This is a genomic window from Streptomyces sp. NPDC045701 (assembly GCF_056432045.1).
Genome location: NZ_JBWKJV010000017.1, coordinates 108,989 through 124,739, shown reverse-complemented (window position 1 = coordinate 124,739; position 15,751 = coordinate 108,989). Strand labels below are relative to the sequence as shown.

Below are 15,751 nucleotides of genomic sequence, written 5' to 3'. Positions count from 1 at the left end.
CGCCTCGGGTCAGAAGGTGAACTCGGCTGCCTGCCGGGCGACCACCGACCGCTCGGCCGGCTTCGGCAGGACCGGGGAGTCCGGGTCGAGCGCCAGTTCACGGAGCGTCGCCGCGACTCCGTCCAGGAGGAAGGCGGCGGAGGAGCGTTCGAACAGCGCTGTCGAGTATTCCAGCTCCAGGGTGAAGCGGTCGGTTTTCTGCCACGCCTGCAGGTTGAGGTCGAAGCGGCAGGTGCCCGGGTGCCGCAGGGTCACGGTCACGTGCCGTCCGTGCTTGCGGAAGCTGTGGAAGTCCACGTTCTGCAGGGCGAAGAAGGTGTCGAACAGCGGGTTGCGGCTCAGGTCCCGGGCCGGCCCCAGCCGCTCGACGAGCCGGGTGAACGGGTACTCCTGGTGGTCCAGCGCCGCACTGTGCTCCTCGCCCAGGTGGCGGAGCAGATCACCCAGGCCCGCGTCCTCGGGGATCCGGGCCCGCAGGACCACGGTGTTGACGAACATCCCCACCACGGCTTCGAGGTCGGGGTGCGGCCGCCCGCTCATGGGGCTGCCCACCGCGAGGTCCCGCTGCCCGCAGAGCCGGGCCAGGGTGGCCGTCCAGGCGGTCAGCAGCACCGTGTACGGCGTCAGGGACTCCCGCGCGGCCACGGCCCACACGTGGCCCGTCTCCTCGGAATCCAGTTCCCGCACCGCGACGTCGCCCCGCGTGGAGCGCAGCGCGGGCCGGGGCCGGTCCGTCGGCAGTTCCAGAGGCGGTACGGGCTCGGCGAAACGCGCCAGCCAGTACCGCTCGGCCCGGTCCAGCTCCGGTCCCGAGCGCCGCGCCTCCGCCCACTCGGCGGCGGCGGCGTAGTCCACCGCCGGGGCGTCGGGGGTGAACCCCGCGTACAGCTCGAACAGCTCGTCGACGAGGATGCGCAGCGACACGCCGTCGAAGACGATGTGGTGGACGTCCAGGTGGAGGACGTCCTCACCCGAGGGGTGCCGTTCGAGAACGGCCCGGATCAGGGGGAGTTCGGCCAGGTCGAAAGGCTGGATCCAGTCGGTCGCGGTGCCCTCCACGACCGTCAGGTCGACCGGGGCGCTCGCCGCCACCTCCCGCCGTACGTCGTCGTCGGTGGTCGTGAAGCGGGTGCGCAGGGCGTCGTGGCGGTCGATCAGGCGGGCGAGTGCGGAGCGCAGCCGGCCGGGGTCGAGCGCGCCGCCGGCCCGCACGGTGACGGGGATGTTGTAGACGAGGCTCTTGGGGTCCAGTTGCCACAGCGCGTAGAGCGCCCGCTGCTGCGGGTGCGGCACACCGCTGCCGGTGGCCGCCGGGATCGGGCGCACCCGGGAGGTGGCGGCACGGGCCACCGCTTCCGCCATGGCGCCGAGGGTCCGCGCCGCGAACAGGTCACCGAAGCTCAGCTCCACCCCGGGGTCCCGGGCGAGCCGGCCGATGAGGACGCCGGTGGTGAGGGAGGTACCGCCCAGCTCGAAGAAGTCGTCGTCCAGGCCGATGCCGTCGGCGTCCAGGCCCAGTACGCCGGCCCACTGGCGGGCGAGCAGCTCCTCCAGGGGCGTCCCGGGCGGCGCGCCGGTGCCGCGCCGGGCGGGCGGCGGGGGCAGTTGCGCGCGGTCCACCTTGCCGTTGGCGTTGAGCGGCAGGCGCTCCACCGGTATCAGGTGGGCGGGGCACATGTACGAGGGGAGCCGCTTGCGCAGCAGGTCCAGGACGTCCTGCGCGCGGTGTCCCGGCGCCAGGACCACGTGGCTGACCAGCTGCCCGCCACCCGAGTCCCGCCGTACCACGTGGGTGTGGCTGTCGGTCAGGCCGTCGATCTCCAGCAGGGCGTTGTCGACGTCGCCCAGTTCGATCCGGTGTCCGCGGATCTTGACCTGGTTGTCCGTACGGCCGTGGAAGGAGAGGACGCCGTCCGGGTCGCTGCTGACGAGGTCCCCGGTGCGGTAGTGCCGTACGCCGTCGACGAGGACGAACTTCTCGGCCGTCAGCTCCGGGTTGTTCAGGTAGCCGCGGGCCAGGCCCGCCCCAGCCGTGTACAGCTCCCCGATCTCCCCGGCGGGCACGGGCGCGCCGTCGGCGTCGAGGACCGCGACGGTGGTCCCGCGGATCGGCCGGCCGATCGGGATGGACGCCTCGTACGGCCGGTCGATGCGGAAGGTGGTGGTGAAGGTGGTGTTCTCGGTGGGGCCGTACCCGTTCAGCACGGTCAGTCGCGGACACGCCTCGCGGACGAGGTTGACGTGGCGGCAGGACAGCACGTCGCCGCCGACGAGGAGGGTCCGCAGGCCGGAGAAGAGGGAGACGTCCTCGTCGACCATCTGGTTGAACAGCGGGGCGGTGAGCCACAGGACGGTGATGTCCGCGCCGTGCAGTGCCCGCTTCAGGAGCGCGGGGGTCACCAGCGTCTCCTGGTCGACGATGTGCAGGGTGGCTCCGTTGAGCAGCGCTCCCCAGATCTCGAACGTGGCCGCGTCGAACTCCAACGCGCCGGTCTGGAGGAAGCGTTCACCGTCCGAGAAGGAGAAGTAGTCCGCGTCGCGGACGAGCCGCACCACACCGGCGTGTTCCACCATGACGCCCTTGGGCCGGCCGGTACTGCCGGAGGTGTACATCACGTAGGCGAGGGGGGAACCGGTGGTGGTGGCCCGGTGCGGCGTTCCGGACACCGGGAGTCGATCGTCGTCGTCCGGCAGGCCGGCCGCGTCGGGCAGGAGCGCGCCGAGTTCGAGGACCCGCGTGCCCTCGGGCGCGGCGTCCGTGACGAGCGGCGCGATGCCGTCGCCGCACAGCACGAGGGGGGCGCGGGAGTCGCCGAGTATCCGCGCGATGCGTTCCCTCGGGTAGGACGGGCTCACCGGCACGTAAGCGGCTCCGGCCAGCACGGTGCCCAGCATGGCCACCACGGCGTCGGCCGAGCGCTCGAAGGCGATGCCGACGAGGGTCTCCTCGCGGGCGCCGAGGGCGGTGAGGCTCCGGGCCAACGCGACCGCGCGGACGTGCAGTTCGCGGTAGCTCAGGCGCCGCGTGCCGTGGACGAGGGCGGTGGCGTCAGGCGTGCGCCGCGCCTGGGCGGTGAACAGTTCGTCGAGCCGGACGTCGGCGGACGCGTGGGTCGGCATGGTGGTCGCTTCCCTCATCCCTGGACGTACTCGGCCATGGGCGCGGCCAGTTCTCGCAGCGGGTCGATCCGCCCGATGTCCCCGAAGTGCAGGCGCACCCAGTCCTCGTCGTAGATCGTGTCGAGGTACCGCTCGCCGAAGTCGGGCGACACGGCGACGGCGCGGGCGTCGGGGCGTTCGTCCAGCAGGCGCTTCCACGCGGCGTGCAGCACGGTGCCGGTCGATCCGCCGAAGAGGAAACCGCGGCGGGCCAGGTACAGGCACATCCGGATGGTGTCGGCCTCCTCGACCATCACCACCTCGTCGATGCCGCGCTGGTCGGGGAAGGCCGGCGGCCGGCTGGACCCCAGTCCGGGGATGAGCCGGCGTCCCGGCGGCCCGCCGAAGGTGACGGATCCGGCGGTGTCGACGGCGACGACCCGGGCCGGGTGGCCGATCTCCTTGAGGTAGCGGGCGCAGCCCAGCAGGGTCCCGGTGGTTCCGGCCCCCACGAACAGGTACTCCAGGTCGGGGAAGTTCCGGACGATGGAGGGAGCGGTGGTGCGGTAGTGGGCGCGCCAGTTGTTCTCGTTGGCGTACTGGTTCAGCCAGACGAGTTCCGGATCCGCGGCACAGGCGGCTTCCACGTAACGGATCCGGCTGCCCAGGAACCCACCGTTCTCGTCGGGCTCCGAGATGAGGACCACCTCCGCGCCGAGGGAGCGCATGAGCCTGATGTTGCGCTCGTTGCACCGGACGTCGGTGACGCAGACGAAGCGGTACCCCCGGTCCGCGGCGATCGCGCTGACCGCGATGCCCAGGCTGCCGGAGGACGATTCGATGATCGTCGAACCCGGCTTCAGCCTGCCCGACTCCTCTGCCGCGGAAATCATCGCGACGGCGGCCTTGGCTTTGACCGAACCGAAGAAGTTGAACCCTTCGCATTTCAGCGAAAGGCTGCGTCCCAGTGCCGGTTGAAGGTCGACGAATATTTCATCCAGGATGAGGTCCTGCGGGGCTCTCACAGGAGCCTTCCCCTCGTGTCTCGAATGGCGGATTTGGGCGTGGGAAACCATTTAGCGATTCCTAAAGATATCCGCCGACATAAGTCGCCGGGCGGCCGTCCTGCGGAATTCTGGAAGAACGTTGGCTAAATCTCGGGCGGTACGGTCGAGGCGCCACCCAGCGGTGCGGTGTGAGCCACTCACTCCAGGACGGTAGCCGACGAAAGATCTGGATGCCAGGGGCACGTTCTCGTGTCTTCCTCCCCTTGACAAATCGCACGTGCGTCGGACTGGGAAGCCGATATAGATCGGTTCTGTCCCTTATGTACACGTGCATGGGGATGGCGAGTGGGCGGGATCGCCGCCCGGGGGCGGGGGTGGCGCCGGCGGGGACCCCCGCCCTGCCGACCACAATCGGAATGGAAAATTCCTCCAAAAACCTCCCGCTCGGTAACGGTGCCGGGCTGTTGTCCCAGGGTGTGATGGCAGTCACTCTACGCGAGTAGTTGAGGCATGGAGAAGTTGCGAAATCTAGACAAATCGCCCTTCGTCGCGCGGAGTGATGTTGCGGCTGATCGATCAGTCCGCGAGGATTCAGCCAGTGCCGCCACGGGGACTGACCCACCCTTCTGGACGGCCGCCCGAAATCCATGATCGGGCCGTCTGCCGAATCCCCACCGGGTCCCGCAGAGAATTGGACCGACGTGGCGCAGCCCGTAGTTCTCATCGCCGACCCTCTCGACGCCGAAGCCCTCGACGGTTTCGGCGCGGACTTCGACGTACGTCACTGCGACGGCTCGGACCGCGGCCGGCTGCTGGCCGCCCTGCCGGCCGCCGAGGCCCTCATCATCCGCAGCGCGACCAGGGTCGACCGGGAGGCGCTCGCCGCCGCGCCCCGGCTGAGGATCGTGGCCAGGGCCGGTGTCGGCCTGGACAACGTCGACCTCGCCGCGGCCCGGGAGGCCGGCGTGGAGGTCGTCAACGCCCCCGACTCCAACACGACCAGCGTCGCGGAGCTGACGGTGGGGCTGATCCTCGCCCTGCTGCGGCACATCCCCGCGGCCGGCGCCTCGGTGCGGGCAGGGGAGTGGAACCGTTCCGCCTTCCAGGGCGAGGAGTTGAGCGGCAAGACGGTCGGCATCCTCGGTTTCGGCAGGATCGGCAGGCTCGTGGCCCGCCGGCTGGCGGCCTTCGACGCGCGTCTGCTGACCCACGACCCCCACGTGCCGGGCGGCGTCGCGGAGGAACTCGGCGTCGAGCCGGTGCCGTTCGACGCGCTCATGCGGCGCTCGGACGTCCTGACCATCCACCTGCCGCGCACACCGGCGACGACCGGGATCATCGACGCCGCCGCTCTGGCGATGGTCAAGCCCACCCTCCGCCTCGTCAACACCTCACGCGGCGGCATCGTCGACGAGTTCGCGCTGGAAACGGCACTCAAGGACAAGCGCGTCGCCGGCGCCGCCCTCGACGTCTTCGCCGTGGAGCCGGCCACCCACAACAGTCTCCTGGCCTACGACAACGTGCTCCCCACCCCGCACATCGGCGCCGGCACCCGCGACGCGCAGTACCGCGCGGGACGCGAGGCGGTGTCGGCGGTCCGTCGCGCGCTGAAGCCCGCGAGCGGCCCGGCGAGGCCCTGACCCGTCACCCAAGGCTGCACCGGAGTAAGGTGGTTCGGGAACCGTTCCGCCACCGGTGGACCGCCGGGGCAACGAGAAAGCCCCGCCCGCCCCTCCATGATCAAGAATCAGCGCGCAGGGGGACTTGCGGCAAGACCCGGATGACGGCGCAGTCGCCGACCTGAGCCGGACACCCGGTGCTCCGTGCATCACCGGGGCAACGGGGGGTGGCGAAATGCGTGCGGTGTTGTCGGCAATTGGGGCAAGCGGAAGTGCGGGACCGATGGTGGCGCTCGCGGTGCGGCTGCGCCAACTCGGCGCGCACGTAACGGTGTGCGTCCCGCCGAGCGAGGAATTCGCGGAGCTTTCGGCCGTCGGCGTCCCGGTGATACCGGTCGGCGACCCGGTGCGCCCGCTGGTGCCCACGGTGGCGCCGGGGTCGGCGGCGGGCCCGGCGCAGCGCGCGGCGGACCGCCGCGCGTCTGCCGCTCGACGCCGCCGGACGAGGAGGGGTGCCAGGGTCCGCGTGAGCCCGGCCCGCCACGGCACCCGATACGGGCCCGGGCCGCCGTCGAGGGCCGGGGCCTGGCTCCGGGGAGTGGCCCACCGGACCGCGCGGCCGTCCGGGGCCTTCGGGGACGGATCGGATGCCGGTGTGGCGACCCGCTCCACGCCCCTCGCCCGGGTGGCCACCGCGGTCGCCACTCCGGACGACGGCGACGCGCGCCGTCTCCCCGCGCCGACCGGTGCGCCGGGGGCCCGGGGTGCGGGGGTCAGCGGCGCCTGCGGAGGCCCCTCCCGATCAGCCAGGCCGCACCGACGCAGGCACCCGCCGCGGCGAACGTCCTGCCGCGCCCCGGGTGGGGGCCGCCCGGCAGGACGTCCCTGAGCCGGTCGACGGCGCTCAGCGGTACACCGAGGACGGCGTTGGCGGGTGGCCTGCGAGGCACCGCGGGATGCGGACGCGTGGGCGCGGTGCGGCGCACGATCTCCCACGCCGACCCCAGCCTCCGCAGGCGCGAGGTGTCCAGGGCCTCCTGCAGCCGGGGCAGCAGCAGGTCCTCCTCGTCGCGGATGTCCTGCCTGATCAGCGCGAACACCTCCGCGGCGAGCTCCTCGTGCCGGGGATCGGCCGACCCGATCCGCTCCATCTCGCCCACGAGGTCGTTGATCCGCTGGTGCTCGCCCTCGACCCTCGACGTCAGCTCCTCGGCGTCGGAGAGCTCGCCCGCGGCGGCCAGACGGCGCAGCGCGGGCCACAGGACGGTCTCCTCGGCGAAGGCGTGGCTGAACGTGAGCTGCACGATGTCCCGGAGGATTCGCTGTCGTTCCGCCGACGCCGGTCCCGACGCCGACGACCCTCGGGCCGACTCGTACGACCGCATGAGGCGGTCCAGCTCCGCGTGGTCCCGGCGCTGCCTGGCCAGGATGCTGGCGTGGCCGCCGAGCTGCTCGATGCTCTGTTCCGCGATGGACGGGGTCATTCTCGCCCTCCTTGGTCGACGTACGGCCCGCGGCACGACGCCGACTACCCCGCCCGAGCCCCTCCAGGCACGCACGCGCCGGTTTTCGCCCGGCCGGAACGGCTACTCGTGCCGCATGGATGCTTCTTTCACGAGTCGTCGTACGGCAACAGCACTGCGGCGGCTGCTGCCGTCGCCGGAGGGGCCCGGGCGGGTCCTGCGGGCGGTGGACCGGCTGGAGCGGTGGCCGGGAGCCGACCGGCTGATCGACGCCGTACGGGCCGCCGTACGGGCGGCGCCCCTGGGGGACGCGCGCGACGCGCTGCACGGGCGCTGGCTCGGCCACCCCGTGCACCCCCTCATGGTGCAGGTGCCGATCGGGACGTGGCTGTCGGCGGCGGTGCTCGACGCGCTGCCGGGACAGCGCCGGGGCGCGCTGGCCCTGGTGGGTGTCGGTCTCGCCACCGCCGGGCCGGCGGCCGTCGCCGGGTGGACGGACTGGGCCGAGCTGCCCAAGGAGCAGCAGCGCGTCGGCCTGGTGCACGCGGCCGGCAACATCACCGCCGTGGCCCTGTACGCCGCCTCCTTCGCCGCCAGGTGCCGGGGCCGGGAGGCGCGGGGCAAGGCGCTGGGGCTGGCCGGACTGACCGCGGTGGCCGTGGGCGGTGCGCTGGGCGGCCACCTCGCCTACCGCCAGGCGTCCGGGGCGAACCACGCCGAGGAGGTGCCGCACCTGGTCGAACCCGGCTGGCACGTGGTCGACGACCTCGCCGGCCTGCCCGTCGGCAGGGCGGTGCGGCGCCATGTGGGGGAGGTGGCGGTCATGGTGGTCCGCGGGCAGGGCGACACCGTCCATGTCCTGGCCGACCGGTGCAGTCACATGGCCGGGCCGCTGTCGGAGGGCGAGATCGCCGACGGGTGCGTGCGTTGTCCCTGGCACGGCAGTGTGTTCCGGCTGGAGGACGGCTGGAACGTGCGGGGACCCGCGACGGCGCCCCAGCCGGCCTTCGACACCCGTGTCGTCCAAGGACGGCTGGAGGTACGGCTCCGGCACCTCGGCGGGACCACCGACGCCTCCGACGCGGCGTAACGGTCCCGGACGCGCGGCGAACCTCCGCCCCGGCCCGACGCGCCCCGCCCGATCCGGCGTACCCCCTCGCGTGTTACTTGCTGGTACGCCATGATGGCGGCGACCATCCACACGGCCGGGGCTGAGGTAGCGGTGACGACTTTCGAGGAACGGACCACGGTGCACGCCTTCCGGGACGACGCCCTGGGCGAGCACGACGCCGTGGGACTGGCCCGGGCGATCCGGCGGGGTGAGGTCGGCGCCGCCGAGGCCGCCCGGGACGCGGCCGAGCGGGTACGGGCGGTCGAGGCGCGGCTCAACGCGGTCCAGGTGCACCTCGACGCTCCGGCGCACGCCGCCGGGACGGGCGGGGCCTTCGCCGGGGTGCCGACCTTCGTGAAGGACAACATCGACTACCGGGGACTGCCCACCGGCCACGGCAGCGCGGCCTTCACCCCGAGGGCCGCGCGGCGGCACGCGCCGTTCGCCCGGCAGTTCCTGAGCAGCGGGGTCACGGTGCTGGGCAAGACCCGGCTGCCCGAGTTCGGGTTCAGCCCCACCACGGAGTACGAGGGCGCCGACCCGGTCCGCAACCCCTGGGACACGGGGCGTTCCGCGGGCGGTTCGTCGGGCGGCAGCGCGGCGCTCGTCGCCGCCGGGGCGGTGCCGATCGCCCACGCCAACGACGGCGCCGGGTCGATCCGGATCCCCGCCGCCTGCTGCGGGCTCGTCGGCCTCAAGCCGACCCGGGGCCGGGTCGTGCCCAACGCCCAGAGCCGTCAGCTGCCGATCGACATCGTCTCCGACGGCGTGGTGAGCCGTTCGGTGCGGGACACCGCCGCGTTCCTCGCCGCGGCCGAGACGTACTGGCGCAACCCCAAGCTGCCGCCCGTGGGCCTGGTCGAAGGGCCCTCGGAGCGGCGGCTGCGCATCGGGTTCCTGCTGGACTCGCCGAACGGTGTCCGCTGCGACACCGCGACCCGGGCGGCCGTCACGGACACGGTGGCCACCCTCGAACGTCTCGGCCACACCGTGGAACCGGTGGAACTGGCGATCGACCCCCGCTTCACCGACGACTTCCTCACCTACTGGGGGATGCTGTCGTTCCTCCTCGGCGTCACGGGCCGGACCCTCGGCGCGGACTTCGACCGGCGCCGTATGGACGGCCTCAGCCGAGGGCTGCGCGAGTCCTACCTCGGCAGCTGGCGGCGCACCCCCGGCGTACTGCGGAGGCTGAAGCGCACCAGGGAGGCGTACGCGGCGGCGTTCCGCGGGCTCGACCTCGTGCTGTCCCCCGTGCTCGCCCGGACCACGCCGCCGCTCGGCCACCTCAGTCCGGCCGTCCCCTACGAGGAACTGATCGAGCGGATCCTCGCGTACGTCGCGTTCACCCCGCTCAACAACGTCGTCGGCACACCGTCGATCTCCGTACCGGCCGCCCGTACGACGCCGGAAGGGCTGCCCATCGGCGTCATGTTCTCCGGCCGGCCGGGCAGCGAACGGACGCTCCTCGACGTGGCGTTCGCCCTGGAGGCGGACCGGCCCTTCCGGCGCGTCCAGGACGTCTGACCGGCGGGCGGGTTCAGGCCGGGCAGATGCGGGGCGGCAGCCCCTGGTACACGCCCCGGCGCTCGTCCTCGTCGAGGTCGCGGCCCATGACCTCGCACACGTGCCGCTTCCACAGCGCGGGGTCGAGGCGGAGCATGTCCACCCGCCCGCCGCGCTGCGACCGGAGCAGTGTCCTGCCGCCCCTGGCCGCGGCGAGGAAGTACTGCTCCTCGGCGAAGTCGTACGACTCGCTGCGCTTCAGGTCCGTCAGCCTCAGGAACCGCACGGTCGTCCCGGCGGCCAGGAAGAAGTCGGAGCTCTCCCCCACGAAGCCCGCCTGGTACAGATCGGGCTTGAGCGGCCCGATCGGCCCGACGACGCGCTCCGGCCTCCCCTTCCCGGTCGGGGGCACCGACCACAGCTCCAGCATCTCGCCCTTCGTCTTGGCCGCCGCGTACCGCCCGCTCGCATCGAGCACGGCGTTGACGACGTCCGAGCCGAGCCGCAGGCGCCGCTCCCGGTTCTCGCGTCCCGTCCGCAGGTCGACGGCGTAGAGGGTCGGATCCCCGTCGATCATGATGCGGACGTGGCCCGGTTCGGGGTGCCCGTCCAGGAAGAACCGCGGGGACCTCCTCGTGCTGAGCCCGAGGTCGTTCACGTCGAAGGGCTTCGACCGGCGCTCGCCGGTGCGGGCGTCCCAGTGCTCGATCCGCGTACCGGAGACCGTCACCAGCTCGTCGTCGGCGGGGAACATGAACTCCACCGACTCCTTCGGCCTCCCCTTGCCGTCGAGGGGCGGCATGGCCGTGGTGACCTCCGCGACCAGGCGCAGGGACGGCAGCTCCCGGACGGCGACCCGGTCGCGGGCGACGAGGTCGGCGACGAGCGTCTCGGCTCGGTTGACGATGAGGTCCCGGCTGTCCTCCGGCGCCGTGGCCATGTCCCTCTTCACGGACGCGAGAATCCTCAACTCCCCGGTCCGGTCGTCCCCCAGGCTCTCGCTCGAGTCGACGACGGCCAGCCGCTCGCCGCGCTCGCCGAGGTGGACCAGCGTGCGGGTGCCGCGGGCGAGCAGTACCGGAGGGCTGTCGACCTTGTTGGGCGGGCCGACGGCGAGCGGATAGCCGGTCACCGCGGTCTCGTCCCAGGCGACCATGGTCGGCGTGCGGGGGTCCCCGATGAGGGGCAGGTCGGACAGGAGCGTGGTCCTGGGGCCGAAGAAGGGCTGCGCCTTGTGCCCGGGCCGCCTGTCGATCAGGTGCCAGTCGCCCGCCGCGCGCACCGCGTAGTGCTCACCCGTCGCGCTGATCGCTATGGTGTTGCAGCTCGCTTCCACGTCGAAGCGGTGCAGTTGGCGGCCGTCGGCCACGCGAAGGAGGCGGTAGGTGGCCTCGCTCGGGGTCGATCCACGCACGCACACGGCGAGGCTGGTCCCGTCGCCGGACATTCCCAACTGCGCGACACCGGATTCCCTGTACACCCCGTCCGCGAGCGCACGCGTCCGGCCGGTGCGGGTGTCGACCGCGACCATCGAGGACGTGGTGTCCCGGACCGTCCGTCTGCGCTGGGCCACGACCGTGTCCGTGTCCGGGCCGTACCACACCCTCTCGACGACCGGCCCGGCCACCGGCACTTCCCGCCGTTCCCGCTTCACCAGGTCCCACACCCACAACCGCTTGTCCGGCCTGTCCTCGTCGTCCCTGACCACGTGGACCGCGGCCACCCGGGTGCCGTCCGGGGAGAGGGCGGCGATGCTGCCCGGGTCGGTCATGGCCGTGCCGGGGGAGTTCAGGGCGGGCCCGCGGATCGTGTCGGCCCGGCCCAGCACGTCCTTGGCGTCCTTCGCTCCCGGACGCACCTCGCGCCAGGCGACCTGGCCGTCCGCCACGTAGGCGATGCGCCGGCCGTCCGCACTGACCATCGGGGCAGTGGCCTTCGCCGGGAGCCGCAGGGGCACGCGCAGCACCTCGCCCCCGTCGCGGAGGAAGAGCGTCGCTCGCCCCTCCTCGGTCGTCACCAGCGTCACCGCGCCGTCCGCGCTCATGGCGACCGCGTCGATCTCCCCCTCGGTGCCGGTCAGCACCCACTCCGCGTCCTTGAACCGGTCGTACCTGCGCATCAGGGCGCTGCGGGCCTCCTGGGTGGGCGCCACGTCGTACGCCGCCACCGCGGCCAGCGCCGCCTGCCCCGGGTCCCTGGCCGCCATCTCCTCGGAGAGGCCGGCCAGCGCCCGTGACCGCGACTCCGCCGCCCGCTGCTCGTTGACCTCCGCCTGCTGCACGAGGAAGGTGCCGAGCCCCGCGATCAGCGCGAACACCCCGGCCACCGCCGTCCACGCGGCCCGCAGGCGCGCCCGGCGCGTACGGTGCCGCCGGCGCGCGAGAGCGAGGAAGCTCCGTTCGTCCTCGGTCAGCTCCTCCTCGCGGCCGGCCGACCACCGCTCGACAGCGGCCAGTTGCGACCGGCCGGGCAGCAGGTCGGGGGAGCGGCCCCCGCGCTCCCACCGTTCGCGGTCGTGCCCCAGTTCCCCCCGGCCGGCCAGGAACACGCCGTCGGACTTCACCTGTCGCACGAGCGCGGGCCAGGCGCTGATGAGGGCCTCGTGGGCCAGCTCGGCGGTCTCGGGCTCGTTCTCGCCGCCGCGCAGCACGAGCAGGCGCCGCTCGGCGAACGACTGGGCGATCCTCCACCGGCTCTCGCCGGCCTCGGCACGGGTGAGGCGGCGGCGCAGCGGGGTCTCGCTGCCGGGGAGCATCCGTACGAGGCCGGTGAGCAACCGCAGTGCCTCGGTCTCCGCCGCCTCCGCTCCGCCGACGCACTCGTCCCAGGCCCGTTCGGCGTGCAGCTCCAGCGCTCCGGTGACGCCCCTCAGGTCCTCGTACGTCGTCGCCCGCAGCCGCCCGTCGGCCCGCTGCTCCCACAACTGCTCCAGGACGAAGCCGAGGAGCGGCAGGACTCCTGGCTCGCCGCCCGCGTCGTCGAGGATGCGCCGCTCCAGACCGGCGTCGTACACCACGCCCGGAACCCGTTCCAGCGGCCGCGCGACCACCTGCGCGAGCTGGTTCCGGGACATGGGCGTCAGCGGGAGCTGCCGGCCTCCGCCCATCGTGGACCCGAGCCGGGGATGGCGCAGGACCGCGTCGACGAAGTCCGCGCGGAGCGTGGCCAGCACGCGCACGCCGTCCGGAAGGCGGTCGGGGAAGAGCAGGTCGGTCGCCTGGGCGACCTCGGCATCGGTGCGGTCCAGGAGTGCTTCGGCCTGGTCGAGGACGACGAGTAGCCTGGCGGAGGTCGAGCGGCGCAACCGGTGGAAGGTGTCCGTGAGGCCCTTCGCCGTGAGCCACCTCTCGACGGTGTCGGCGTCCGGCGCCTGTGGCGGCAGCCCGTACCGCCCCGTCCGGGCGGCTTCGTACAGCTCGGTGGCGAGCGCGGAGCGCGGGGAGGAGACCTGCCCGGCGTTCACCACCAGGACGTCGTACCCCGCCCGCCGCATCCGGGGCACCACTCCGGCCAGCGCCAGCGACGACTTGCCCGAGCCGGACGGACCGTACAGGGTGACGGCCCGGCGGGCGTCCCGCAGCACGCCGGCCACCTGCTCGATCTCGTCGTCCCGGCCGAAGAAGACGTCCGCGTCGCCCTCCTGGAAGGTGGCCAGTCCCCGGAAGGGGGACGCCGGGAGGAGGATCCGTCCGAGCTGCTCCAGCTCCGCGGCCATGGTGCCGGTGCGCAGGACGAAGGCCTGCTGGCCCTCGCGCTCGGGCTGGGCCGCCACCACCAGTCCGACGGCCGCCCCGATGTCGTTGTCCCAGACGGGACTGCCGCTGAAACCCGGCCTGATGTGCGCCGTCTGTCCGTCGGCGCGGGACAGCTGGACCCAGCCCTCGCCGGTGTTCCCGCTCAGCTTCCCCCGGAACCACATCTCGCCCGGCTCGCCGCCGGTGAAGCCCACGACCCGCGCCCCGTGGTCCCAGACGCTCGCGGGGTTGGCCATCGGCAGCGGGCGCACACCGGGCACGGCGTCGCGCAGCCGCAGGACGGCCATGTCACCGGTGCGGTCCGCCCGGGTGGGCACCCAGTGCTCGACCTCCCCGATCCGGCGCAGCGGCCCGGCGTGCCCGGCCGGGCGGCCGGCCAGCGGGAACTCGACCGTGACGCCGGTCCCCTCCGGCACCGGCTCGTGCCGGGGCCGGCCCAGGGCGTCCGACACCACATGAGCGCAGGTCAGTACCAGGTCGGGGGCGATGAGCGCGCCCGCACCGGCGACCTCGCCGTCCGGCCCCGCCAGCCGGGCGACCGTCGAGGCCAGCGTCTCGTCCGCGCTGCGCTGCTCCGCCCCCGTCACCGGGCCGTCCGGTCACGCCCCCTGCGGATTATCGCCAGCCGTGTCGCGGGCGTCACTCCTGTTCCAAGTCAGACTTACGGTGAAATTCGCCGAAGTCGCGGTGCTGGCGATGACGACGTCCGCCTGGGCGGACAGGGACACGCCGAACTCCAGCGTGATCTCGTCCGGCGCGTTCGCCAGGCCGCTGAACCGGTTGACGAAGCTCTCCGCCACCGGCCGGACGGTGTCCAGCATCTGGCCGAAGGTCCGCTCGGCACGTGCCACGGCACGCTCCCCGCGACCCACCCGGACGAGGTCGTCGTCGCGTTCCCGTACCTGGACACGGATCGTTTCGCCGCTGCCGTCGCCCAGGGGCACGTCGACGTGGACGAGGCGTTCACTCATGTTGTTCCTCCAGCGGCCGGGGCGGGGCTGGCGATCATAACGAAGCGAAGCCCCCTTAGGGCAGCGGGAGTTGCCACGAGCGCCCCGCCGCGGCCGGTACCCGGCTCCTCGCCGGACCCGACCGGCGGCGGCGGTGGCCGGTAGAGTCGTGGGCGACACGAAGGTCCTGCTCAGGCACAGGGGGTGGCGCGTGAAGCGTCCGACGATGGCGGACATCGCGCGTCGCGCGGGCGTCTCCAAGGTCGCCGTGTCGTACGCCCTCAACGACCAGCCCGGCGTGTCCGAGGGGACCAGGGCGTCCATCAAGGCCATCGCGGAGGAACTCGGCTGGCGGCCCCACAGCGCCGCCAGGGCCCTCAGCGGGGCGCGGGCCCAGGCCGTCGGGCTGGTCGTGCGCCGGCCGGCGCGGACGCTGGGTGTCGAGCAGTTCTTCATGGAGTTCGTCAGCGGCATCGAGGGCGTGCTTTCCGGGCGGTCGTACGCGCTGATGCTGCAGATGGTCGAGACCCACCAGCAGGAGACCGCGGTCCACCGGCGCTGGTGGGGCGAGGGCCGGGTGGACGGGGTGTTCCTGGTGGACCTGCACTCCGCGGACACCCGCGTAAGCGCCGTCGAGGAGCTGGGACTGCCGGCCGTGGTCGTCGGCCCGCCCGGCACCTCGGGCTCCCTGCCCTCGGTGTGGTCCGACGACGGCGAGAGCGTACGCGAGATCGTGCGCTACCTGGCCACGCTCGGCCACCGGCGCGTCGCCCGGGTCGCCGGCCCCGTCGAGCTGGCCCACACCGCCGAGCGCGACGCCGTGATGCTCGACGCCTGCCGCGAGGCGGGCCTGCCCGAACCGGCCGTCGTCCACACCGACTACACGGGCGACGACGGGGCGCGGGCTGCCCGCCGGCTGCTCATCGGGCCGGACCGCCCCACCGCGATGGTCTTCGACAACGACATCATGGCGGTGGCCGCCCTGTCGGTGGCCCAGGAGCTGCGTCTCGACGTCCCGGCCGACCTGTCCATCGTCGCCTGGGACGAGTCGCCCCTCACCCGGGTCGTCCGTCCCGCCCTCTCCGCGATGTCCCGCGACATCCCGGCCTACGGAGCCCGCGCGGCCGAGGCGTTGCTGGCCCTCGTCGCCGGCGAGCGCGTCGCCGATGTGCGCGAGGGACACGCCCGGCTCGTACCGCGGGGGAGCACCTCCCCGCCGCGCGCCGGCACCGGCTGAACCG

The 15,751-nt window shown here is 73.2% G+C and carries 9 protein-coding genes; 4 read left to right on the top strand and 5 right to left on the bottom strand.

All coding sequences use genetic code 11. From position 1 onward, the window contains the following. Positions 1 to 9: 9 nt before the first annotated feature. Positions 10 to 3,120: an amino acid adenylation domain-containing protein gene (locus AC07DW_RS19665; RefSeq protein WP_478858926.1), complete on the bottom strand. Its 3,111-nt coding sequence runs from the start codon at positions 3,118 to 3,120 to the stop codon at positions 10 to 12. A 14-nt stretch (positions 3,121 to 3,134) separates the two neighbouring features. Further along, entirely contained in the window at positions 3,135 to 4,175 is a 1,041-nt protein-coding gene (gene sbnA, locus AC07DW_RS19660) for a 2,3-diaminopropionate biosynthesis protein SbnA (protein WP_478858925.1), read from the bottom strand. A 632-nt stretch (positions 4,176 to 4,807) separates the two neighbouring features. Here sbnA and AC07DW_RS19655 point away from each other — a divergent pair. Continuing rightward, a complete protein-coding gene (locus tag AC07DW_RS19655) occupies positions 4,808 to 5,746 on the top strand; it encodes a hydroxyacid dehydrogenase (protein WP_478858924.1) in 939 nt (312 codons plus the stop codon). Between the two features lie 752 nt (positions 5,747 to 6,498). Here AC07DW_RS19655 and AC07DW_RS19650 read toward each other — a convergent pair. Beyond that, a complete protein-coding gene (locus AC07DW_RS19650) occupies positions 6,499 to 7,209 on the bottom strand; it encodes a hemerythrin domain-containing protein (RefSeq protein WP_478858923.1) in 711 nt (236 codons plus the stop codon). Positions 7,210 to 7,324: 115 nt separating this feature from the next. Here AC07DW_RS19650 and AC07DW_RS19645 point away from each other — a divergent pair, with 115 nt between their 5' ends. Next, a complete protein-coding gene (locus AC07DW_RS19645; protein ID WP_478858922.1) occupies positions 7,325 to 8,278 on the top strand; it encodes a Rieske (2Fe-2S) protein in 954 nt (317 codons plus the stop codon). Between the two features lie 132 nt (positions 8,279 to 8,410). Continuing rightward, on the top strand, positions 8,411 to 9,826 hold the full coding sequence (locus AC07DW_RS19640; protein ID WP_478858921.1) for an amidase: 1,416 nt from the start codon (positions 8,411 to 8,413) through the stop codon (positions 9,824 to 9,826). 13 nt (positions 9,827 to 9,839) lie between these two features. Here the strand turns inward: AC07DW_RS19640 and AC07DW_RS19635 are convergent, their stop codons facing one another. Both AC07DW_RS19635 and AC07DW_RS19630 read right to left on the bottom strand, forming a co-directional pair. Continuing rightward, positions 9,840 to 14,147, bottom strand: coding sequence for an nSTAND1 domain-containing NTPase (locus tag AC07DW_RS19635; protein ID WP_478858920.1), 4,308 nt, complete (start codon positions 14,145 to 14,147; stop codon positions 9,840 to 9,842). 12 nt (positions 14,148 to 14,159) lie between these two features. Next, positions 14,160 to 14,531 carry a CU044_2847 family protein gene (locus AC07DW_RS19630; RefSeq protein WP_478858919.1) on the bottom strand — a complete coding sequence of 124 codons (372 nt, stop codon included), beginning with the start codon at positions 14,529 to 14,531 and terminating at the stop codon, positions 14,160 to 14,162. A 190-nt stretch (positions 14,532 to 14,721) separates the two neighbouring features. Here AC07DW_RS19630 and AC07DW_RS19625 point away from each other — a divergent pair, with 190 nt between their 5' ends. Then, entirely contained in the window at positions 14,722 to 15,747 is a 1,026-nt protein-coding gene (locus AC07DW_RS19625; protein WP_478858918.1) for a LacI family DNA-binding transcriptional regulator, read from the top strand. Positions 15,748 to 15,751: the final 4 nt, after the last annotated feature.

Coding starts and splice junctions, on each gene's coding strand:
- sbnA (WP_478858925.1), bottom strand. CDS start 4,175: ATGGTTTCCCACGCCCAAATCCGCCATTCGAGACACGAGGGGAAGGCT.
- AC07DW_RS19630 (WP_478858919.1), bottom strand. CDS start 14,531: ATGAGTGAACGCCTCGTCCACGTCGACGTGCCCCTGGGCGACGGCAGC.
- AC07DW_RS19645 (WP_478858922.1), top strand. CDS start 7,325: ATGGATGCTTCTTTCACGAGTCGTCGTACGGCAACAGCACTGCGGCGG.
- AC07DW_RS19650 (WP_478858923.1), bottom strand. CDS start 7,209: ATGACCCCGTCCATCGCGGAACAGAGCATCGAGCAGCTCGGCGGCCAC.
- AC07DW_RS19665 (WP_478858926.1), bottom strand. CDS start 3,120: ATGCCGACCCACGCGTCCGCCGACGTCCGGCTCGACGAACTGTTCACC.